This window comes from Streptomyces sp. NPDC047028, from assembly GCF_040644095.1.
GTDB lineage: Bacteria > Actinomycetota > Actinomycetes > Streptomycetales > Streptomycetaceae > Streptomyces.
In genome coordinates this window covers 98,493-118,234 of record NZ_JBEYVS010000020.1, presented here as the reverse complement: position 1 = coordinate 118,234, position 19,742 = coordinate 98,493, and the positions used below count along the sequence as shown (strand labels likewise).

Here is a 19,742-nt window from a genome sequence, read left to right as displayed (position 1 = left end):
ACGCGCCGGGCCGGACTCCCTGGGGGAGCCCGGCCCGCGGCGTGTGTGGTGCTTGTGGCTACAGGGTCTGGAGTGTCACGAGGGTGATGCGCGGCCGGGCGCCGCCTTCGCCTTCTCCTTCGGCTTCGCCGTCCGTCTCGATCCGGACCCGCTGGCCCGGGCGCAGCAGGCGCAGGCCGCCCGCGTCGAACGCCGCCGCGTCGAAGGGGAGGGGGGTGCCGTCGTCCAGCAGGACTTGGCCTGAGCGGGTGTCTGCGTCGTACGTGTACGCGGTGGCCTGCATGACGGCCAGCCTAATGTCTGCGGTGTCCCTGCGGCCCGCCGCGGGGGTCCGGTGCCTCGCAGGCCGCGGGTGCGTCATGGCTTGTCGCGCCCACGCGGCGGAGCCGCATATCGATACAGCCCCGCGCCCCCTTACGGGGCACGTTCGTGCGTAGCTGCGGGCAGGCGTGCCGCTAGGGGCGGCACGGGTGGGCGCAGCGGCACCCGGCAAGCGCCGGTGAGCGGACCCACCCCCGGCCCGCATGAGCGCAGGGCGCTCAGGAACCCCGGGGCAGGAGTGCCGTGGACGCCGCTGCGGTGCGGGGGCCTACGCCCAGTGCCAGCGCAGCGCGCAGATCCGCGCCGGTGTCGACGTCCTGGCGTACCGAGTCCACTCCCGTGAGGCGGAGTTCCTGGGCGCCGGACTCGCGGTGCCGGGCGCGTGAGCCGGGGCCGAAGAGCGGGCGCAAAAGAATGTCCGCACCGGCCGCCAGCAAGGTCGTACCCACCCCCGCCGCATCCGCGAGAAACGCCCTCGGGAATTCCGCGGCGGCGACGAGAACCCGGGCCAATTCCCCCGCACGCAGCGCCGGCAGATCGGCGTTCAACGCGGCCACCGGAGCCCGGGGCCGCAGCGACCGTACGACCGCCGCCCCGTGCCCCAGCGCGGCGTTCAGGCCGTTTCCCGGCGTGTCCGGGACGATTCGCGCACCCAGCGCCGCCAGCTCACGCCCGGCCAGGGCGTCGTCCGTGACGACCGCCACATCCCGCACCTCGGCACACGCCACCGCCGCCGCCACCGTGTCCTGTGCGAACGCGAGGGCCAGCCCCGGCCGCACCCCGGCACCGGCGGTGTCCGCCAGCCTGCTCTTCGCCCGCGCCAGCGGCTTGAGCGGTATGACCAAGGTCCACTGCACCGGCGTACCGTCCCTCTCTTGTCGCGCTCATTGTCACCCGGACCCGCTGGCAGCGGCGGTGGCGGGGCGTACGGTGTTCTCGACAGACCGGCGGCCCGGGGCGACACTTGTGCGGCCCCCCGCCCGGGAGGCAGCCCTAGAGGAAGGTGTCGGTGTGCCCCGCCGCAGAATCGGCTTCTGGTACCGCTTCGCCGCGGTGATCTGCAAACCGCCGCTGGTGGTTCTGATCAAGCGGGACTGGCGTGGAATGGAGCACATTCCGGCCGAGGGCGGATTTATCACCGCGGTGAACCACAATTCCCACGTGGACCCCTTCGCGTACGCCCACTATCAGTACAACACCGGCCGGGTTCCGCGTTTCCTCGCGAAGAGCGGCCTTTTCAAGAAGGGATTGGTCGGCGCCGCGATGCGGGGCACCGGGCAGATTCCCGTCTACCGCGAGAGCACCGACGCGCTGAGCGCGTTCCGCGCCGCGATCGACGCCGTGGAGCGCGGCGAGTGCGTCGCCTTCTACCCCGAGGGCACCCTTACCCGCGACCCCGACGGCTGGCCCATGACGGCCAAGACCGGTGCCGCCCGCGTTGCCCTGCAGACCAAGTGCCCGGTGATTCCCGTCGCTCAGTGGGGCTGCAACGAACTGCTGCCGCCCTACTCGACGAAGCCCCGCCTCTTCCCGCGCAAGACCCACCAGGTCCTCGCGGGCCCGCCGGTGGACCTCTCCCGGTTCTACGACAAGGAGATGACCAGCGACCTCCTGAAGGAGGCCACCGAGGTCATCATGGCGGCCATCACTCGCCACCTGGAGGAGATCCGCGGCGAGAAGGCCCCCGAGCAGCCCTACGACCCCCGCCGCGAGCGCATCGAACAGCGCCGCAAGACCCGAGCCCAGGCAGCCCAGGCAGCCCAGGCCGTCCAGTCCGGTCAGGCAGGTCGGTCCGCCCAGGTGGAGGCCGGCCGGGAGAGCGCCCGGCCGGTCCCCGGAAACGCACAGGCCGGCGGCACGGACAAGGAGAGCGGCACGTGAGCAAGCCTGTGCGGGTGGCCGTCATGGGCACCGGCTCCTGGGGCACCGCCTTCGGCATGGTGCTCGCTGACGCCGGCTGCGACGTCACCCTGTGGGCCCGCCGGTCCGAGCTGGCCGAGGCCGTCAACTCCACCCGGACCAACCCCGACTACCTGCCCGGGGTCGAGCTGCCCGAGCGGCTGCGCGCCACCGCCGACCCGGCCGCCGCCCTGCGGGACGCCGACTTCACCGTCCTCGCCGTTCCCTCCCAGACGCTGCGCGCCAACCTCGCCGACTGGACCCCGCTGCTCGCGCCCGGCACCGTCCTCGTCTCCCTGATGAAGGGCGTCGAGCTGGGTTCGGCGATGCGGATGAGCGAGGTGATCGAGGACGTCGCCAAGGTCGGCGCCGAACGCGTCGCCGTGGTCACCGGCCCCAACCTGGCCCGGGAGATCGCCGCCCGCATGCCCGCCGCGGCGGTCGTGGCCTGCACCGACGAGGCGGTCGCCCAGCGGCTCCAGGCCGCCTGCCACACCCCGTACTTCAGGCCGTACACCAACACCGACGTGGTCGGCTGCGAACTCGGCGGCGCCGTCAAGAACGTCATCGGGCTGGCCGTCGGCATCGCGGACGGCATGGGGCTTGGCGACAACGCCAAGGGCTCGCTCATCACGCGCGGCCTCGCCGAGACCACCCGGCTCGGGATGGCCCTCGGCGCCGAGGCGCTGACCTTCGCCGGACTCGCGGGCCTCGGCGACCTGGTGGCCACCTGCTCCTCGCCGCTGTCCCGCAACCACACCTTCGGCACCAACCTCGGCAAGGGCATGACCCTCCAGGAGACCATCGCGGTCACCAAGCAGACCGCCGAGGGCGTCAAGTCCTGCGAGTCCGTGCTGGATCTGGCCCGCCGGCACGGCGTCGACATGCCGCTGACCGAGACGGTCGTCGGCATCGTCCACGAGGGCAAGCCGCCCGTCGTCGCCCTCAAGGAGCTGATGTCCCGCAGCGCCAAGTCCGAACGGCGCTGAACACCGCGCCGCCGCCGGCCCGGCGGGCCTCCCGCGCGACGCTGAGCGACCGTCCGTGCGACGCTCAGCGACGGCGGCCAAGTGGACGCTGACTCGGGGGATACCACCGGGTACTCTCAACCCGATATGAGCACCGAGAACCTCCCCCAGAGCCCTGAGCAGCCGTCCCGCAAGCCGCGCGTGGCCGTCGTGTTCGGCGGGCGCAGCTCCGAACACGGGATCTCCGTGGTCACCGCCGGCGCCGTCCTCAAGGCCATCGACCGGACGAAGTACGACGTCCTCCCGATCGGCATCACCGCCGACGGCCGCTGGGCGCTGACCGCCGACGATCCGGAGCGCATGGCCATCACCGACCGCCGCACCCCGAACGTGGCGGAGCTGGCCGAGTCCAGCGAGGGCGGCGTGGTGCTCCCCGTCGACCCCGCCAACCGCGAGGTCGTCTACAGCGAGCCCGGCTCCGTGCCGAAGGCGCTCGGCGAGGTCGACGTCGTCTTTCCCGTGCTGCACGGCCCGTACGGCGAGGACGGCACCCTGCAGGGCCTCCTGGAGCTGTCCGGGGTGCCGTACGTCGGCTCGGGCGTGCTCGCCTCGGCCGTCGGCCAGGACAAGGAGTACATGAAGCGGGTGTTCACCTCCTTTGGGCTCACCGTCGGCCCGTACGTGGTGATCCGCCCCCGCGAGTGGGAGCGGGACGAGTCCGCCGCCCGCAAGAAGATCGTCGACTTCGCCGCTGAGCACGGCTGGCCGCTGTTCGTGAAGCCCGCGCGCGCGGGATCGTCGATCGGCATCACCAAGGTCGACGACCTGTCCGGCCTGGACGAGGCCATCGCCGAGGCCCAGGCGCACGACCCGAAGATCCTGATCGAGGCCGCCGTGACCGGCCGGGAGATCGAGTGCGGCGTCCTGGAGTTCGAGGACGGCCCGCGCGCCTCCCTCCCGGCGGAGATCCCGCCGCCGGACGCGCACGCGTACTACGACTTCGAGGCCAAGTACATCGACTCCACGCCCGGCATCGTCCCGGCGCCGCTCACGCCCGAGGAGACGGCCGGCGTGCAGGAGTTGGCGGTGCGGGCCTTCGAGGCGGCCTCCTGCGAGGGGCTGGTCCGCGCGGACTTCTTCCTCACCGAGGACGGCGAGTTCGTCATCAACGAGATCAACACGATGCCGGGGTTCACGCCGATCTCGATGTACCCGCAGATGTGGGAGGCCTCCGGGATCGGCTATGCGGAACTGGTCGACCGGCTGGTCTCGGCGGCGCTGCGCCGCTCCACGGGCCTCCGTTGAACACCGCCGTCATGTCTCGTTGAAAGCGGGACCTCAGCGCATGGAGGCGATTCCCTCGGGGATCGCCTTCTTGATGGCAGGGGCGAGGCCTGTGAGGGCGCCGACGCCGTCGTCCTGGCCGGACATGCCCTTGGGGAGGGTCACCTGCAGGTAGGCCACGCGGCTCGCGGTGGTGAACCGCCAGGTGCCGTCGTCCTGCTTCTCCATCAGCCAGTCGACGCCGTTGACGCTCCCGCTCAGGGCGTTCGGGTCGGCGTCGCGGGCCACCTTGGGGTCGATCATCTTCGGGGGCCGTGCGACACCGCAGCGCAGTATGATCGCCGGGTTTCCCCAGCCCGCCGTGTAGGCGGACCGGGGCCGGGGGTCGGCACGGTCGTGTCCGTCCAGTTTCTCGGGCAGCACCCGGTGCAGGGCACGGCACGGACCGGCGGTCTTCGCGTCAGGGCTGGGAACCGCGACCGCCGCGCTGTCGTCTGCTGAGGAGCAGCCCGCGACAGCGATCAGCAGGGCCGGGGCGAGCAGGCCGAGGGGCCGGTGACGGAAGATGTTCACCGGCCAAGCGTAGACGGGGGCTACAGATGGACGACCGGGCAGGTCAGGGTGCGGGTGATGCCGTCCACCTGCTGGACCTTGGCGACCACCATGCGACCCAGGTCGTCGACTGTGTCGGACTGGGCGCGCACGATGACGTCGTACGGTCCCGTCACGTCCTCGGCCTGGATCACTCCAGGGATCTTGCTGATCGTCTCGGCGACGGTCGACGCCTTGCCGACCTCAGTCTGGATCAGGATGTACGCCTGTACCACGGAACCTCCAAGGCGGCCACGAGGATCATGTGGGGAGAAGGAACGCCACGGTATCGCGTCACCGCTCCCCGCGGGGAGACCCGCGGGAGCCGGGACGTGCGCGCCGGGGTGCAGGTACGACAGAAGTTGACGGTCATCGACGACCGTAGCGGGGCCGCGCACGAGGCGCGAGCGGACACCGACCGGCACAGAAGGGGCTTGAGGCGATGAAGGGCACTGTGGGTGAGCTGGGTGAGTTCGGGCTCATCCGGGAGTTGACCTCCCGTCTCACCACCACCCCGGCGGTCCGGGTCGGCCCCGGCGACGACGCGGCGGTCGTCGCCGCGCCCGACCGCCGGGTGGTGGCCAGCACCGACATCCTGCTGGAGGGGCGGCACTTCCGCCGCGACTGGTCGACGGCGTACGACGTCGGGCGCAAGGCGGCGGCGCAGAACCTCGCGGACATCGCCGCGATGGGCGCCGTACCGACCGCGCTGCTGCTCGGCCTGGTCGTCCCGGCCGAGCTCCCGGTCGCCTGGCCGAGCGAGCTGATGGACGGCATCCGCGACGAGTGCCAGGTCGCCGGCGCCTCCGTGGTCGGCGGGGACGTCGTACGCGGCGACACGATCACGGTGTCGATCACCGCGCTCGGCGACCTGCGCAACCAGGAGCCGGTGACCCGGGCGGGCGCCCAGCCCGGCGACGTCGTGGCCGTCACGGGCTGGCTGGGCTGGTCCGCGGCCGGGTACGCGGTGCTCTCCCGCGGGTTCCGCTCCCCGCGCGCCTTCGTCGAGGCCCACCGGCGCCCCGAACCGCCGTACCACGCCGGTCCGGCCGCGGCGGGGCTGGGCGCGACCGCGATGTGCGACGTGAGCGACGGGCTGATCGCCGACCTCGGACACATCGCCGAGGCCAGCAAGGTCCGCATCGACATCCGCTCGGCCGCGATCGACATCCCCTCGCAGATGAACGACATCGGGCAGGCCGTCGGCGTGGACGCGCTGCAGTGGGTGCTGACCGGGGGAGAGGACCACGCGATCGTGGCGACCTTCCCGCCCGACGCCAAGCTCCCGGCCCGCTGGAAGGTCATCGGCGAGGTCCTCAACCCCTCGGCGCTGCCCCAGGTGACGGTCGACGGGGCGCCCTGGACCAGCAAGGGCGGCTGGGACCACTTCGGGGACATCGAGTCATGAGCCTCGCCAGGGTGCTCACGGTCGCCGGCTCGGACTCCGGTGGCGGCGCCGGCATCCAGGCCGACCTGAAGACGATGCTGGCGCTCGGCGTGCACGGCATGAGCGTGATCACCGCCGTGACCGCGCAGAACTCCCTCGGCGTCCGGGGCGCCTGGGAACTGCCGGTGGAGGCGGTACGGGCGCAGTACCGCAGCGTCGTCGACGACATCGGCGTACAGGCCGTGAAGACCGGGATGCTCGCGTCGGCGGAACTCGTCGAGGCGGTCGCCGAGTTGATCTCCGGGACGGACGCGCCGGCGGTCGTGGACCCGGTGGGGGTGTCCAAGCACGGCGACCCGCTGCTGGCGGCCTCCGCGCTGGACTCCGTACGGTCCCGGCTGCTGCCCGCCGCCACCGTCGCCACCCCGAACCTCGACGAGGTGGCCCAGCTGACCGGGGTGCGGGTCGAGTCCGAGGACGATCTGCGGCGGGCCGCGGCGGCCGTGCTGGAGTACGGGCCGCGCTGGGTGTTGATCAAGGGCGGGCACCTGCCCGGGGAGGCCGTGGACCTGCTCACGGACGGCACCGAGGAGCACCTGCTGCGCGCCCCCCGGCACGACAACCGGCACACGCACGGCACAGGCTGCACCCTCGCCTCCGCCATCGCCTCGGGGCTGGCGAAGGGGCTCTCCGTCCCGGAGGCGGTGATCGAGGCCAAGGCGTACGTCACCGGGGCGATCGCGGCCGGGTTCGCGCTGGGCGCGGGCATCGGACCGGTGGACCACGGCTGGCGGTGGCGGAACACGTGAGCCGGGCCGCCGGCGGGCGTGACGTTCGCGGGACGGCTGTTTGAGCACGCAGGCGGCGTGCGCGGGTACGGCAAAAAGCCGGTCCACCAGAGGTGGACCGGCTCTGTGCAGCGGAACCAGCAGTGGCCGCGCGCTCAGCTGAGCGTCAGCGCGAGACCTTGCCGGCCTTGATGCAAGAGGTGCAGGCGTTCACGCGCTTCGGCGTCCCGCCGACCACGGTACGCACACGCTGGATGTTGGGGTTCCAGCGGCGAGACGTACGGCGGTGCGAAAACGAGATGTTGTTGCCGAAGCCCGGCCCCTTGCCGCAGACGTCGCAGTTGGCAGCCACGGGTCACTCCAAAGACTTCAGATGCACTTACGGTTGATCCCGGCAGGCCGGGATCGAGATCCTGAGATCCGAGATCTTGAGTGGCGTTGCCAGGGGGAATGGCCCGATCGGGATCGGGCAACCGGAGCAGCATACAACGACTGCGCCAGTGCAACGAAACTACCATGGCAGCTCAGGGCCTCGCTCCCGGCCCTCCACCGGCGGACCCCCGCCCGGGGTCTACGCTGCGTCCACGTCCGGCCGGCTCAGGGAGGCGCAGGTGGCGCAGGTGCCGCCCACATTCTTCGATGCTCTGGCGGTGCGCACCTGGTGCGGTCTCGCCCTCAAGGCACTGGGGCGGGCGCGCGAGGAGATCGACGCGATCAACGTCTACCCGGTCGCGGACGGCGACACCGGCACGAACCTCTACCTGACCGTGGAGTCCGCGGCGACCGCCGTGGAGGCCGTGTTCGCCGGGTACGAGACCGGGCCCGCCCTGCCGTCGCTGGCGGACGCGATGCGCGCGATGGCCCACGGCGCGCTCATCGGGGCCCGCGGCAACTCCGGGACGATCCTCGCGCAACTGCTGCGCGGGATGGCGCAGGTGCTCGCCGAGGGTGAGGAACCGCACACCGGCGGTACGGGTCTGCGGCTGGCGCTGCGGCAGGCGGCCGACTCCGCCCGGGACGCCGTGGCCCATCCCGTGGAGGGCACCGTGCTGACCGTCGCCTCGGCCGCCGCCGACGCCGCGGCCCTGGACGGCGCCGAGGACGACTGCGGGACGGTCACCCGGGCCGCGCACGACGGCGCGCGGGCGGCCCTGGCGGCGACCCCGGCCCGGCTCTCGGTGCTGCGACGCGCCGGAGTGGTCGACGCCGGGGGACTGGGGCTGGTGGCGGTGCTGGGGGCCCTCGTGGAGGCGGTGACGGGGGAGGCGCCCCCCGACCCGGCTCCGCACGCGCGCGTGGAGGCGAACGCAGTCTCCCAAGAGCCCTCCTTCGATGCCCCGTCCTCGCAGGCCCCGTCCTCCGAGGCCCCGTCCTCCGAGGCCCCGTCCTCGCAGGCCCCGTCCGAGGGCGCCCCCTGTGCCGACGGCCGTGAGGAGGGCGGCCCCGCCTTCGAGGTGATCTACCTCCTGGAGGCCGGCGACGAGGCCGTGGCCCGGTTGCGGCAGCGGCTCGACACGCTCGGCGACTCCCTCGTGGTGGTCGGCGGCGACGGGCTGTGGAACGTCCACGTCCACGTGGACGACGCCGGCGCGGCCGTGGAGGCGGGCGTGGAGGCCGGGCGGCCCTACCGGATCCGGATCACCCACTTCGGGCTCGGTGACCTGCACACCGGTGCCGAACGCCCGCCGCGCGAGCCCGCCCAGCGGGCCGTCGTGGCGGTGGTGCCGGGGGAGGGGCTGGCCGGGCTGTACGCGGAGGCCGGCGCGACGACGGTCCTGGCCCGCCCCGGGGAACCGCCCGCCAGCGGGGAACTGGTGCAGGCGGTACGGCGGGCCCACGCGCGCGAGGTCGTCCTGCTGCCCAACGACGCGGAGTTGCGGCACACCGCCGCGGCGGCGGCCGAGCAGGCCCGCAGGGAAGGTGTCCGCGTCGCGCTGATCCCGACCCGCTCGGCGGTGCAGGGCATCGCCGCGCTCGCCGTGCACGAGCCGGGGCGCCGCTTCGACGAGGACGTCGTCCAGATGACCTCGGCGGCCGGCGCCACCCGGCACGCTGAGGTCACCGTCGCCGAGCACGAGTCCTGGACGTCCGCCGGCATCTGCCAGGCCGGGGACGTCCTGGGACTGATCGACGGGGATGTGGCCGTCATCGGCTCCGACGTCACGGCCACCGCGGAGACGCTCCTGGACCGCATGCTCCGGGCGGGCGGCGAACTGGTCACCCTGGTCACCGCGGACGAGGTCCCGTCGGCCGTCACCGACCGCCTGGAGTCCCACGTCCGCGAGTCGTACCTGGCCGTGGACACCGTGGTCTACCGGGGCGGCCGCCAGGGCGCCCTGCTCCTGATCGGCGTCGAGTAGGAGCGTCCGCGCCACCGGGCATCCGCGCCACCGGGCGTCCGTGCCATTGTCAGTGCCGTGGTGTGCAATGGATCTCGTGCCCGCACTGGAAGAACCCCTGAAGCAGCCACTGAAGTCAGTGCTCGGCCCCGCCACCGCGAAGGTGATGGCCGAGCACCTCGGCCTGCACACCCTCGGTGACCTCCTGCACCACTACCCGCGCAGATACGAGGAGCGCGGGCAGCTCACCCACCTCGCCGACCTCCCCCTGGACGAGCACGTCACGGTGGTCGCCCAGGTCGCCGACGCCCGCCTGCACAGCTTCGCCTCGGCCAAGGCCCCGCGCGGCAAGGGGCAGCGGCTGGAGGTCACCATCACGGACGGCAGCGGCCGGCTCCAACTGGTCTTCTTCGGGCACGGTGTTCACAAGCCCCACAAGGAACTGCTGCCGGGCACCCGCGCGATGTTCGCCGGCAAGGTCTCCGTCTTCAACCGTCGTCTCCAACTCGCGCACCCCGCCTATGAGTTGCTGGGCGGTGAAGGTGACGGAGCGGAGGCGGCCGAGACCTGGGCCGGGGCGCTGATCCCGCTCTACCCCGCGACCGCCAAACTGGAGTCCTGGAAGATCGGCAAGGCCGTCCAGACGGTGCTGCCCAGCGCCCAGGAGGCCACCGACCCCCTGCCGCCCTCCCTCCGGGAGGGCCGCGGCCTGGTCTCCCTCCCCGAGGCCCTGCTCAAGATCCACCGACCGCACACCAAGGCCGACATCGCCGACGCCCGCGCCCGCCTGAAGTGGGACGAGGCCTTCGTCCTCCAGGTCGCCCTGGCCCGCCGCCGGCACGCCGACGCCGGTCTCCCGGCGGTGGCCCGCCGGCCCCGGCCGGACGGCCTGCTCACCGCCTTCGACGACCGCCTGCCCTTCACCCTCACCGAGGGCCAGCGCAAGGTCTCCGCGGAGATCTTCGACGACCTGGCCACCGAACACCCCATGCACCGCCTGCTCCAGGGCGAGGTCGGCTCCGGCAAGACCCTGGTGGCGCTGCGCGCCATGCTCGCCGTGGTCGACGCGGGCGGTCAGGCCGCCATGCTCGCGCCCACCGAGGTGCTCGCCCAGCAGCACCACCGCTCGATCACCGAGATGATGGGCGACCTCGCCGAGGGAGGCATGCTGGGCGGCACCGAGCACGCCACCAAGGTCGTGCTGCTCACCGGCTCCATGGGTGCCGCCGCCCGCCGCCAGGCCCTGCTCGACCTGGTCACCGGCGAGGCAGGCATCGTCATCGGCACCCACGCCCTGATCGAGGACAAGGTGCAGTTCCACGACCTCGGCCTGGTCGTGGTGGACGAGCAGCACCGCTTCGGTGTCGAGCAGCGGGACGCCCTGCGCGGCAAGGGCAAACAGCCCCCGCACCTCCTCGTCATGACGGCCACGCCCATCCCGCGCACGGTCGCCATGACGGTCTTCGGCGACCTGGAGACCTCCGTCCTGGACCAGCTCCCGGCCGGCCGCTCACCCATCGCCAGCCACGTCGTCCCGGCCGCCGACAAGCCCCACTTCCTGGCCCGCGCGTGGGAACGGGTCCGCGAGGAGGCGGAGAACGGACACCAGGCGTACGTCGTCTGCCCCCGCATCGGCGACGAGGAGGACACCAAGAAGCCCTCCGGCAAGTCCCCCGAGGACGAGGCCGAGAAGCGTCCGCCGCTCGCCGTCCTGGACGTGGCCGCCCAACTGGCCGGCGGGCCCCTGAAGGGCCTGAAGGTCGAGGTTCTGCACGGCCGTATGCACCCCGACGACAAGGACGCGGTCATGCGCCGCTTCGCCGCCGGTGAGACGGACGTCCTGGTCGCCACCACGGTCATCGAGGTCGGCGTCAACGTCCCCAACGCCACCGTCATGGTGATCATGGACGCCGACCGCTTCGGCGTCTCCCAGCTCCACCAGCTGCGCGGCCGCGTGGGCCGGGGCTCGGCCCCCGGCCTCTGCCTCCTCGTCACCGAGATGCCCGAGGCCACCCCCGCCCGGCAGCGCCTGACCGCGGTCGCCGCCACCCTCGACGGCTTCGAACTCTCCCGCATCGACCTCGAACAACGCCGCGAGGGCGACGTCCTGGGCCAGGCCCAGTCCGGCGCCCGCACCAGCCTCCGCGTCCTGGCGGTCATCGAGGACGAGGACCTCATCGCCGAGGCGAGGGAGGAGGCGACGGCCGTCGTCACCGCCGACCCGGAGCTGACCAGCCTGCCCGGCCTGCGAACGGCCCTGGACGCCCTCTTGGACGAGGAGAGGGAGCAGTACTTGGAAAAGGGGTGAAGGTGGTCAACCCAGGGGCGCGGGGCCGTGTCCATATGCGGCTGCGCCGCGCGGGCGCGACCAGCGACAATGAACGGAAAGCCACCCACGGAGAAGGACCCCACATGACCCGCGTGATCGCCGGTGCGGCCGGCGGACGTCGCCTGGCAGTCCCGCCAGGAACGGGCACCCGGCCCACCTCAGACCGCGCACGCGAAGCCCTCTTCTCCACCTGGCAGTCCCTCCTGGGCGCCCCCCTGGAAGGGACCTGCGTCCTCGACCTCTACGCCGGCTCGGGCGCCGTAGGCCTGGAAGCCCTCTCCCGCGGCGCGAGCCACACCCTGCTGGTCGAAGCCGACGCCCGGGCGGCGAAAACCGTGCGGGACAACGTGAAGAGCCTCGGCCTCCCCGGCGCCGAAGTACGCACGGGCAAAGCGGAACAAGTCATCAAGGCCCCGCCCCCCGGCGACCCGTACGACCTGGTCTTCCTGGACCCGCCCTACGCCGTCGCGGACAACGATCTTCGCGAGATCCTCCTCACACTCCGATCGGAAGGCTGGCTCACTGAGCAAGCGCTCGTCACCGTGGAGCGCAGCACCAGAGGCGGGGAATTCCGCTGGCCGGACGGCTTCGAGCCGATCCGGTCCCGTCGCTACGGCGAGGGAACGTTTTGGTACGGTCGCGCCGCCTCTACGTGCGAAGACGCACGATGACCGGACCGGAGAGCGAGGGATCACTAGTGCGCCGAGCCGTATGTCCCGGGTCGTTCGACCCGATCACCAACGGACACCTCGACATCATTGCCCGCGCCTCCCGGCTGTACGACGAGGTCTACGTCGCGGTGATGATCAACCAGTCCAAGAAGGGCCTGTTCGAGATCGACGAGCGGATCGACCTGATCCGCCAGGTCACCGCCGACTGCGCCAACGTCCGCGTCGAGGCCTTCCACGGCCTCCTCGTCGACTTCTGCAAGCAGCGCGACATCCCCGCCATCGTCAAGGGCCTGCGCGCCGTCAGCGACTTCGACTACGAACTGCAGATGGCGCAGATGAACAACGGGCTCACCGGTGTCGAAACGCTGTTCGTGCCCACCAACCCCACCTACAGCTTCCTCTCCTCCTCCCTGGTGAAGGAGGTCGCGGCCTGGGGCGGCGACGTCTCCCACCTGGTGCCCCCGGCCGTCTTCGAGGCCCTGTCCCAGCGGATGAAGAAGGACTGAGGTCCTGACAGCCCGTCACCCGGTGTCCGGCGGCCGGTCCGGGGTCGTACAGTCGTCCCGTCCGTCTCCAACCCGGCTGTAGAGAGTGGCGAGCACAGGTGGACGTGCAGAAGAAGCTCGACGAGATCGTCACCGCGGTCTCCAGCGCCCGGGCCATGCCCATGTCGGCCTCGTGCGTGATCAACCGCGCCGAGCTGCTCGCGCTGCTCGAAGAGGTGCGCCAGGCACTGCCCGGCTCCCTCGCCCAGGCACAGGAGCTGATCGGCGGCCGGGAGCAGATGGTCGAGCAGGCCCGCGCCGAGGCGGACCGGATCATCGAGACCGCGCACGCCGAGCGGGGCTCGCTGATCTCCGACACCGAGATCGCCCGCCGCTCGCAGGCCGAGGCCGACCGGATCCTCTCCGAGGCCCGCCAGGAGGCCGAGGAGGTCCGCGCCGAGGCCGATGACTACGTCGACTCCAAGCTCGCCAACTTCGAGGTCGTCCTCACCAAGACGCTCGGCTCGGTCGGCCGCGGCCGCGAGAAGCTCCTCGGCACCGGGCCCGGCCTGGACGAGGACGGCTACGAGGACGAGGACGCGCCCGAGCGCAGCCTGGACCCGCAGACCCTGCGCCAGAACGCCGACCAATACGTCGACACCAAGCTCGGCGCCTTCGAGGCGGTCCTCGCCAAGACCCTGGAGGCGGTCGGCCGCGGCCGGCAGAAGCTGCACGGCCGGATCGCCACCGACGACCTCGGCGCCCTCGCCGACGACACCACGACCTTCCAGCACTCCAGCGACGCCGACTACCTCGCCGACCTGGCCGCCCTCGCGGACACCCCGGCCGAGCCCCCGGCGCAGCACCAGCCGCAGCAGCCCCCACAGCCCCAGCAGCCGCCGCAGCAGCCGTCGTACGACCCGCAGCCGGCGTACGCCGCGTACGAGCAGCAGCAGGACCCGTACGCGGCCTTTCCGCAGCAGCCCGGCTACGGGCAGCAGACGGACCCCTACGGCTACCAGCAGGCCGATCCCTACGCCGTGGCCTACCAGGGCTACGACCAGCAGCAGACCGGCTACGACCCGAACGCGGTGCAGCAGCCCGTCCAGCAGCCCCAGCAGGGCTACGCCCTCGACGAGACCAGCCTCTTCGACACCGGCATGATCAGCGCGGAGCAGCTGCGGGCCTACGAACAGGGGCGCGGCCTCTAGGAGGGCCGGCCTCCGAGGGGGCCGGATTGGGCCGAGAGCGAAAGGTCCAGTATCCTGGCCCTTCGGTCGCGCGTACGTCCGCGACTCGCCGCTGCCCGGAGCACCGACGGGCGGTGTCTCCTTCGAGTTCGAAGACTGAAAGCAGGAATGGCCACCAACGCCCGCCTCGACCACCGCAACCCCCTCGTGATCGACACGCACGAGCTGGGCCGGCGTCCTGGTGCGCTGCAGCGCCTGACCCGCGAGGTCGACGCCCCCCGGGATCTCGGTCTCCAGGGAGTCATCGGAGTGCCGGAGGGCGCCCCGGTGGAACTCGACCTCCGCCTCGAGTCGGTCATGGAAGGGGTGCTCGTCACATGCACCGCCCGTGCACGGGCCGAGGGGGAGTGCGTAAGGTGTCTGGAGCCGGTCGGGCTGGAGCTCGAAGCGGACTTCCAGGAGATGTTCTCGTACCCTGACGCCGACGGCCGGGGCCGCGTGATCGCGGAACCGGGCGACGACGCCGAGGACGACGAGGACAGGCTCTTTGTCGAGGACGGTCTGATCGACCTCGAACCTCTGCTGCGCGATGCGGTGGTGCTCGCACTGCCGATGCAGCCGGTGTGCCGGGAAGACTGCCCGGGTCTGTGCTCCGAGTGCGGAGCGCGGCTCGCGGACGACCCGGACCACCACCACGACGCCGTCGACATCCGTTGGGCGGCTTTGCAGGGACTCGCCGGCACCATGTCGGACGGCGAGAAGGACGAGATGAGCGGCGCCGAACCTGGCGTCGACGAGAAGCAGGAGAAGTAGCCGTGGCTGTTCCGAAGCGGAAGATGTCGCGCAGCAACACGCGCCACCGCCGGTCGCAGTGGAAGGCTGCGGTCCCCACCCTGGTTGCGTGCGAGCGCTGCCACGAGCCCAAGCAGCAGCACATCGCGTGCCCGTCTTGCGGCACCTACAACAAGCGCCAGGTCCTCGAAGTCTGAGCGGGCTGGTGAGAGGCACTGTGTCCAGTCCCAAGAAGGCGGAAGACGCCAAAGCGGCTTCGTCCGCCAAGAAGAAGGACAACCAGGCCTCGTCCCACACGCTTCTGGAAGGGCGGCTCGGCTACCGGCTCGAGTCCGCCCTTCTGGTGCGTGCGCTGACCCACCGTTCCTACGCGTACGAGAACGGCGGTCTGCCGACGAACGAGCGGCTGGAGTTCCTAGGTGACTCCGTCCTCGGTCTCGTCGTCACGGACACGCTGTACCGTATCCACCCCGACCTGCCCGAGGGCCAGCTGGCCAAGCTGCGGGCCGCGGTGGTCAACTCGCGTGCGCTGGCGGAGGTGGGCCGAGGGCTCGACCTGGGCGCCTTCATCCGGCTCGGCCGCGGTGAAGAGGGCACGGGCGGCAGGGACAAGGCGTCCATTCTGGCCGACACCCTGGAAGCGGTGATCGGCGCGGTCTATCTCGACCAGGGTCTCGACGCGGCGTCCGAGCTGGTGCACCGGCTCTTCGACCCGCTGATCGAGAAGTCCTCCAACCTGGGCGCCGGCCTGGACTGGAAGACCTCCCTCCAGGAGCTGACCGCGACCGAGGGGCTCGGCGTGCCCGAGTACCTGGTCACGGAGACCGGCCCCGACCACGAGAAGACCTTCACTGCTGCCGCCCGCGTCGGGGGCGTCTCGTACGGCACCGGCACCGGCCGCAGCAAGAAAGAGGCGGAGCAGCAGGCCGCCGAGTCCGCCTGGCGCTCCATCCGGGCCGCGGCGGACGAGCGATCGAAGACGGCGACGGACGCGAAGGACGCGAAGGACGTTTTCCCGGACGACGCGTCGTCCGCCACCGCCTGACGCGAGCACCCGGCGCGCAGGCGCCCCAGCAGTACCGAGCAGTACAGCAGCGCCCGAGCGCCTGTCCCGAGCCCCCGGCTCCGGGGCGGGCGCTCGGCACGTCCCACGGGGGTACCGATGCCCGAGTTGCCCGAGGTCGAAGTCGTACGACGCGGTCTGGAGCGGTGGGTCGCCCAGCGCACCGTCGCCGACGTCGAGGTGCTGCACCCGCGCGCCGTGCGCCGGCACCTCGCGGGCGCCGACGACTTCGCGCACCGCCTGAAGGGCCGGCACATCGGCCTGCCCAGCCGGCGCGGCAAGTACCTGTGGCTGCCGCTGGAGGAGACGAACCAGTCCGTCCTTGCCCACCTCGGCATGAGCGGCCAGCTGCTGGTCCAGCCGCACGAGTCGGCGGACGAGAAGCACCTGCGCGTGAGGGTGCGGTTCGCCGACGCGTTCGGTACGGAACTCCGGTTCGTCGACCAACGCACCTTCGGCGGACTGTCGTTGCACGACAACACCCCCGACGGCCTGCCCGACGTCATCGCGCACATCGCCCGCGACCCCCTCGACCCGCTGTTCGACGACGACGCCTTCCACCGGGCGCTGCGCCGCAAGCGGACCACCATCAAGCGGGCCCTGCTGGACCAGTCGCTGATCAGCGGCGTCGGCAACATCTACGCGGACGAGGCGCTGTGGCGCGCCCGCCTCCACTACGAGCGGCCCACCGCGACCCTCACCCGTCCGGTGACGACGGAGCTGCTCGGCCACGTCCGGGACGTGATGAACGCGGCCCTCGCCGTCGGCGGCACCAGTTTCGACAGCCTGTACGTCAACGTCAACGGCGAGTCGGGCTACTTCGACCGTTCCCTGGACGCCTACGGGCGTGAGGGCCTGCCCTGCGGGCGCTGCGGGACACCCATGCGCCGGCGGCCCTGGATGAACCGGTCCAGCTACTTCTGCCCGAAGTGTCAGCGGGCTCCGCGCGTGTCGTCGTAACGCTCGCGGGCGGCCAGCACGTCGTCCATCGCGCCCTCCACGCACTGGATGAGCGAGAGCAGCCGGCCGGCGACCTCACGGCCCAGGGGAGTCAGCTCGTAGTCCACGCGGGGCGGGTTGGTCGGCTGTGCCTCGCGGTGCACCAAGCCGTCGCGCTCCAGCGCCTGCAGTGTCTGGGAGAGCATCTTCTCGCTCACCCCGTCGACCCGGCGGCGCAACTCGTTGAAGCGCAGCGACCCCTCGTACAGGGCGCCGAGCGTCAGCCCGCCCCAGCGGCCGGTGACGTGCTCCAGGGTGCCGCGCGAGGGGCAGGCCTTGGCGAACACGTCGTACGCGAGGTCGTCCGTGGGCCGCGTGTCCTGGTCGCTCATCCCTCCAGCCTACGCGAGGGCAGCGCTAACCAAGGGTTAGTGCACAGGCCGGTGCCCCCGCGCCGAAGCCCTGCCCGCCCGCGCAGCGCTCAGTACCCGAAGTCCTGTGTCCACCAGGGGCCGCCCGGGCCGAAGTGGACGCCGACGCCGAGGGTCTTGTAGTCGCAGTTCAGGATGTTGGCGCGGTGGTCCGGGCTGTTCATCCAGGCCTGCATCACCGCCGCCGCGTCCGCCTGGCCGCGGGCTATGTTCTCGCCGCCGAGGTCGGTGATCCCGGCCTTGGCCGCCCGGTCCCACGGCGTGGCGCCGTCCGGGTCCGTGTGGTCGAAGAAGCCCCGCGCGGCCATGTCGTTGCTGAACGACTCGGCCAGATCGGTCAGCGAGGAGTTCGCCGCCAGCGGGCTGCAGCCGACCTTCGCCCGCTCCTCGTTGACCAGCTTCAGCACCTCGGCCTCGGCGGCGGCCTGGGCCGAGACGGTCACCGGCGCCGGCGCCGTGGTCCGCGCGGGCGGCCTGGGCGCCGTACGCGACGGCGTGCTGCTCGGCCGGCCGGCGCTCGGCGTGGCCTTCGGGGTCGTCTTCGGAGCCGTCTTCCGGGAGGGCGCCTTGGAGGGGGCCGGGGAAGCGGAGTGCTTCGACGCGGACTTCGACGGGGACGCGGAGGGGGAAGGAGACGCGGACGGGGACGCCGTGGTCGTCGGGGAGGCCGCCGCGTGCCGGTTCTCGCCGCCGGCCGAGGGGGTGCCGCCCGGGGTGCGTGCGCTGCCGGAGGTGCCGCCCTGCTCGGACGCCGTGTTGCTGGGGGAGTCCGCCGCCTGTATTCGGTCGCCGCCGGTGGTGGTCGTACCGCCGCCGAGCTGGTAGTGCTGCAGGCCGGGCACCACGCCCGTGGCCACCGCGGCCGTGCCCAGGGCCACGGCGGCGGAGACGCCCAGCAACCCCGCGCGCACCGGCCGGCCGGGCCGCTTCCGGCGCCGGTGCTCGTGCGGGGGGCCGCCGGCCGGCGTGAACCCGGACGAGCCCGGCCCCGTGCTGGAGTCCGTGGCGAACAGGTAGGCCGTGCTCCGGGCGTTGGTCTCGGCGTACGCCTCGGGGTTCAGGTACGGCGCGATGCCCCGGGGCGCGCGCTCGCCGGCCCGGGGGCCGTGCGGCTCGGCGCCGCCCGCGGCGGAACCCTGTGTGTGCGTACTCCCCGCGGCGCGGCCGGTGGAGGCGCGCCCGGCGGCCGGGCGTCGGTGGCGGCCCATGTCCCTGCCCTCTTCCTCGTGCTCGCGGTCGACCGGGCCCCCTGGGGTGCGTCACTCCCCCTGGCCGACCGAACTCACTCGATCGAGTGAGTTTCATATGAGATGCATTGGGTGGGGACGGTACCGCATGCCACTCGGGGAGGAAGTGTCCTGAGCGACATCGGCCGGTTAGGTTGCACCCATGAGCGAGGATGTACGGCTGGTCGCCTGGGTGCGGGGACGCGTCCAGGGTGTGGGTTTCCGCTGGTTCACGCGGGCCAAGGCGCTGGAGATCGGCGGCCTGAGTGGTTTTGCTCTCAATTTGGGCGACGGCCGCGTCCAGGTCGTCGCCGAGGGCGCGCGCGAGGGCTGCGACCGACTGCTCGACTGGCTCGAGGGCGGCGACACGCCCGGACACGTGGACGGCGTCACCGAGATCTGGGACACACCGCGCGGGGGCTACGACGGCTTCGCCATCCGCTGAGTCGTTTCTGTAAAGCTCCGCAGGCCACAGCGGGGCGAGCTGCCCCCGGCATGTGCGCGGAGCAGGAACGACCTGGTGGTTGCCAAGAACGGCGTGGCGTGGCAGGCTCCGCAGATACAAGTGATCCACACGCTCCGCGGGCCCTCGCCCGGGTCGCAGCGCCGCCGCTCTTCGGCCGCGCGCGCCGGGTTCGCCCGCCAATACAGGGCGTGATCGTGTTGACCGTCAAACTTTTTGGTGAGACGCTGAAAGCCCCGCGCACCTTAGCTGTTTGGCATGTGGCAACACCAGAGCAACACTCGGATGTGTCAAGCACCACGGGTGCGAATCCCTCACGACCCACACCGCATCGGTCGGTCACTCATTGTGGAGGACCATCCATCATGGCAAAGGCGCTTCTCGGTTACGTCGGCGGCTCCGACCCTCGACTCCTCGCCGAGATGCGACGGCTTCAGCAGCGTGTCCAGGACCTGGAGTCGGAGCTGGTACGAATCCAGGCCGAGAACGACGCGCTCGCGGCTGCCGCCTCTCAGGACAGGATCATGGAGAGCATCGACGCACACCAGGCGGAGCCTGCGCTCACCTGAATCGCTG

Annotated in this window: 23 protein-coding genes; 16 read left to right on the top strand and 7 right to left on the bottom strand. The window is 71.9% G+C overall.

Annotation, left to right across the window (positions count from 1 at the left end; genetic code table 11):
- Positions 1-58: 58 nt before the first annotated feature.
- Together ABZ854_RS19590 and cofC are read right to left on the bottom strand one after the other, a co-directional pair.
- Positions 59-283 carry a hypothetical protein gene (locus ABZ854_RS19590; RefSeq protein ID WP_361212202.1) on the bottom strand — a complete coding sequence of 75 codons (225 nt, stop codon included), beginning with the start codon at positions 281-283 and terminating at the stop codon, positions 59-61.
- A gap of 256 nt (positions 284-539) precedes the next feature.
- Positions 540-1,178, bottom strand: coding sequence for a 2-phospho-L-lactate guanylyltransferase (gene cofC / locus ABZ854_RS19585; protein WP_361212200.1), 639 nt, complete (start codon positions 1,176-1,178; stop codon positions 540-542).
- 154 nt (positions 1,179-1,332) lie between these two features.
- Between cofC and ABZ854_RS19580 the strand changes: the two genes are divergently transcribed.
- The 3 genes from ABZ854_RS19580 to ABZ854_RS19570 all read left to right on the top strand — a co-directional run bounded on the left by ABZ854_RS19580 (position 1,333) and on the right by ABZ854_RS19570 (position 4,493).
- Positions 1,333-2,202 carry a lysophospholipid acyltransferase family protein gene (locus tag ABZ854_RS19580; RefSeq protein ID WP_361212197.1) on the top strand — a complete coding sequence of 290 codons (870 nt, stop codon included), beginning with the start codon at positions 1,333-1,335 and terminating at the stop codon, positions 2,200-2,202.
- On the top strand, positions 2,199-3,209 hold the full coding sequence (locus ABZ854_RS19575; RefSeq protein ID WP_361212194.1) for an NAD(P)H-dependent glycerol-3-phosphate dehydrogenase: 1,011 nt from the start codon (positions 2,199-2,201) through the stop codon (positions 3,207-3,209). The genes ABZ854_RS19580 and ABZ854_RS19575 overlap by 4 nt, the downstream gene beginning before the upstream one ends.
- A gap of 126 nt (positions 3,210-3,335) precedes the next feature.
- Entirely contained in the window at positions 3,336-4,493 is a 1,158-nt protein-coding gene (locus tag ABZ854_RS19570; RefSeq protein WP_361212191.1) for a D-alanine--D-alanine ligase family protein, read from the top strand.
- A 33-nt stretch (positions 4,494-4,526) separates the two neighbouring features.
- Here ABZ854_RS19570 and ABZ854_RS19565 read toward each other — a convergent pair whose 3' ends face one another.
- Positions 4,527-5,045, bottom strand: a complete 519-nt coding sequence (locus ABZ854_RS19565; protein ID WP_361212188.1) for a DUF3515 domain-containing protein — start codon at positions 5,043-5,045, stop codon at positions 4,527-4,529.
- A gap of 20 nt (positions 5,046-5,065) precedes the next feature.
- The gene (locus ABZ854_RS19560; protein ID WP_053137604.1) at positions 5,066-5,299 is read right to left on the bottom strand and encodes an Lrp/AsnC ligand binding domain-containing protein; all 234 of its coding nucleotides are present in this window, start codon (positions 5,297-5,299) and stop codon (positions 5,066-5,068) included.
- Between the two features lie 206 nt (positions 5,300-5,505).
- Here ABZ854_RS19560 and ABZ854_RS19555 point away from each other — a divergent pair, with 206 nt between their 5' ends.
- Both ABZ854_RS19555 and thiD read left to right on the top strand, forming a co-directional pair.
- The gene (locus ABZ854_RS19555; RefSeq protein ID WP_361212186.1) at positions 5,506-6,471 is read left to right on the top strand and encodes a thiamine-phosphate kinase; all 966 of its coding nucleotides are present in this window, start codon (positions 5,506-5,508) and stop codon (positions 6,469-6,471) included.
- Positions 6,468-7,259 (top strand): bifunctional hydroxymethylpyrimidine kinase/phosphomethylpyrimidine kinase, encoded by a 792-nt coding sequence (gene thiD / locus ABZ854_RS19550; RefSeq protein WP_361212183.1) that lies wholly within the window; start codon positions 6,468-6,470, stop codon positions 7,257-7,259. The genes ABZ854_RS19555 and thiD overlap by 4 nt, the downstream gene beginning before the upstream one ends.
- 145 nt (positions 7,260-7,404) lie before the next feature.
- Here thiD and rpmB read toward each other — a convergent pair whose 3' ends face one another.
- The gene (gene rpmB / locus ABZ854_RS19545) at positions 7,405-7,590 is read right to left on the bottom strand and encodes a 50S ribosomal protein L28 (protein ID WP_009190838.1); all 186 of its coding nucleotides are present in this window, start codon (positions 7,588-7,590) and stop codon (positions 7,405-7,407) included.
- 259 nt (positions 7,591-7,849) lie between these two features.
- Between rpmB and ABZ854_RS19540 the strand changes: the two genes are divergently transcribed.
- The 9 genes from ABZ854_RS19540 (at position 7,850) to mutM (ending at position 17,067) form a co-directional block, all read left to right on the top strand.
- Positions 7,850-9,598: a DAK2 domain-containing protein gene (locus ABZ854_RS19540; protein WP_361212179.1), complete on the top strand. Its 1,749-nt coding sequence runs from the start codon at positions 7,850-7,852 to the stop codon at positions 9,596-9,598.
- Positions 9,599-9,665: 67 nt separating this feature from the next.
- The gene (recG, locus tag ABZ854_RS19535; protein ID WP_361212176.1) at positions 9,666-11,885 is read left to right on the top strand and encodes an ATP-dependent DNA helicase RecG; all 2,220 of its coding nucleotides are present in this window, start codon (positions 9,666-9,668) and stop codon (positions 11,883-11,885) included.
- A gap of 104 nt (positions 11,886-11,989) precedes the next feature.
- The gene (gene rsmD / locus ABZ854_RS19530) at positions 11,990-12,577 is read left to right on the top strand and encodes a 16S rRNA (guanine(966)-N(2))-methyltransferase RsmD (RefSeq protein WP_361212174.1); all 588 of its coding nucleotides are present in this window, start codon (positions 11,990-11,992) and stop codon (positions 12,575-12,577) included.
- 26 nt (positions 12,578-12,603) lie between these two features.
- Complete coding sequence (gene coaD / locus ABZ854_RS19525) at positions 12,604-13,083, top strand: pantetheine-phosphate adenylyltransferase (protein ID WP_361212171.1); 480 nt, start codon at positions 12,604-12,606, stop codon at positions 13,081-13,083.
- A 98-nt stretch (positions 13,084-13,181) separates the two neighbouring features.
- Entirely contained in the window at positions 13,182-14,273 is a 1,092-nt protein-coding gene (locus ABZ854_RS19520; RefSeq protein ID WP_361212168.1) for an ATP synthase F0 subunit B, read from the top strand.
- A 147-nt stretch (positions 14,274-14,420) separates the two neighbouring features.
- Positions 14,421-15,065, top strand: a complete 645-nt coding sequence (locus ABZ854_RS19515; RefSeq protein WP_361212165.1) for a YceD family protein — start codon at positions 14,421-14,423, stop codon at positions 15,063-15,065.
- Between the two features lie 2 nt (positions 15,066-15,067).
- Positions 15,068-15,241 carry a 50S ribosomal protein L32 gene (gene rpmF / locus ABZ854_RS19510; protein WP_003951102.1) on the top strand — a complete coding sequence of 58 codons (174 nt, stop codon included), beginning with the start codon at positions 15,068-15,070 and terminating at the stop codon, positions 15,239-15,241.
- Between the two features lie 8 nt (positions 15,242-15,249).
- The gene (gene rnc, locus ABZ854_RS19505) at positions 15,250-16,089 is read left to right on the top strand and encodes a ribonuclease III (RefSeq protein ID WP_361212162.1); all 840 of its coding nucleotides are present in this window, start codon (positions 15,250-15,252) and stop codon (positions 16,087-16,089) included.
- A gap of 117 nt (positions 16,090-16,206) precedes the next feature.
- Positions 16,207-17,067 (top strand): bifunctional DNA-formamidopyrimidine glycosylase/DNA-(apurinic or apyrimidinic site) lyase, encoded by an 861-nt coding sequence (gene mutM / locus ABZ854_RS19500; RefSeq protein ID WP_361212159.1) that lies wholly within the window; start codon positions 16,207-16,209, stop codon positions 17,065-17,067.
- On the opposite strand, the gene ABZ854_RS19495 is transcribed toward mutM, so the two are convergent.
- A complete protein-coding gene (locus ABZ854_RS19495) occupies positions 17,040-17,438 on the bottom strand; it encodes a helix-turn-helix domain-containing protein (protein ID WP_361212157.1) in 399 nt (132 codons plus the stop codon). The two genes, mutM and ABZ854_RS19495, sit on opposite strands and share 28 nt — an antisense overlap.
- Positions 17,439-17,527: 89 nt before the next feature.
- Positions 17,528-18,685, bottom strand: coding sequence for a CAP domain-containing protein (locus tag ABZ854_RS19490; RefSeq protein WP_361212154.1), 1,158 nt, complete (start codon positions 18,683-18,685; stop codon positions 17,528-17,530).
- A 181-nt stretch (positions 18,686-18,866) separates the two neighbouring features.
- Between ABZ854_RS19490 and ABZ854_RS19485 the strand changes: the two genes are divergently transcribed.
- Both ABZ854_RS19485 and ABZ854_RS19480 read left to right on the top strand, forming a co-directional pair.
- On the top strand, positions 18,867-19,148 hold the full coding sequence (locus tag ABZ854_RS19485) for an acylphosphatase (protein ID WP_129306325.1): 282 nt from the start codon (positions 18,867-18,869) through the stop codon (positions 19,146-19,148).
- Between the two features lie 383 nt (positions 19,149-19,531).
- On the top strand, positions 19,532-19,735 hold the full coding sequence (locus tag ABZ854_RS19480) for a hypothetical protein (RefSeq protein ID WP_018544743.1): 204 nt from the start codon (positions 19,532-19,534) through the stop codon (positions 19,733-19,735).
- Positions 19,736-19,742: the final 7 nt, after the last annotated feature.

Bases quoted from the DNA above. Each gene is read 5' to 3' on its own strand.
- ABZ854_RS19590 (WP_361212202.1), bottom strand. From the start codon at position 283: ATGCAGGCCACCGCGTACACGTACGACGCAGACACCCGCTCAGGCCAA.
- ABZ854_RS19570 (WP_361212191.1), top strand. From the start codon at position 3,336: ATGAGCACCGAGAACCTCCCCCAGAGCCCTGAGCAGCCGTCCCGCAAG.
- ABZ854_RS19555 (WP_361212186.1), top strand. From the start codon at position 5,506: ATGAAGGGCACTGTGGGTGAGCTGGGTGAGTTCGGGCTCATCCGGGAG.
- thiD (WP_361212183.1), top strand. From the start codon at position 6,468: ATGAGCCTCGCCAGGGTGCTCACGGTCGCCGGCTCGGACTCCGGTGGC.
- recG (WP_361212176.1), top strand. From the start codon at position 9,666: ATGGATCTCGTGCCCGCACTGGAAGAACCCCTGAAGCAGCCACTGAAG.
- rsmD (WP_361212174.1), top strand. From the start codon at position 11,990: ATGACCCGCGTGATCGCCGGTGCGGCCGGCGGACGTCGCCTGGCAGTC.
- ABZ854_RS19515 (WP_361212165.1), top strand. From the start codon at position 14,421: ATGGCCACCAACGCCCGCCTCGACCACCGCAACCCCCTCGTGATCGAC.
- mutM (WP_361212159.1), top strand. From the start codon at position 16,207: ATGCCCGAGTTGCCCGAGGTCGAAGTCGTACGACGCGGTCTGGAGCGG.
- ABZ854_RS19495 (WP_361212157.1), bottom strand. From the start codon at position 17,438: ATGAGCGACCAGGACACGCGGCCCACGGACGACCTCGCGTACGACGTG.
- ABZ854_RS19490 (WP_361212154.1), bottom strand. From the start codon at position 18,685: ATGGGCCGCCACCGACGCCCGGCCGCCGGGCGCGCCTCCACCGGCCGC.
- ABZ854_RS19485 (WP_129306325.1), top strand. From the start codon at position 18,867: ATGAGCGAGGATGTACGGCTGGTCGCCTGGGTGCGGGGACGCGTCCAG.
- ABZ854_RS19480 (WP_018544743.1), top strand. From the start codon at position 19,532: ATGGCAAAGGCGCTTCTCGGTTACGTCGGCGGCTCCGACCCTCGACTC.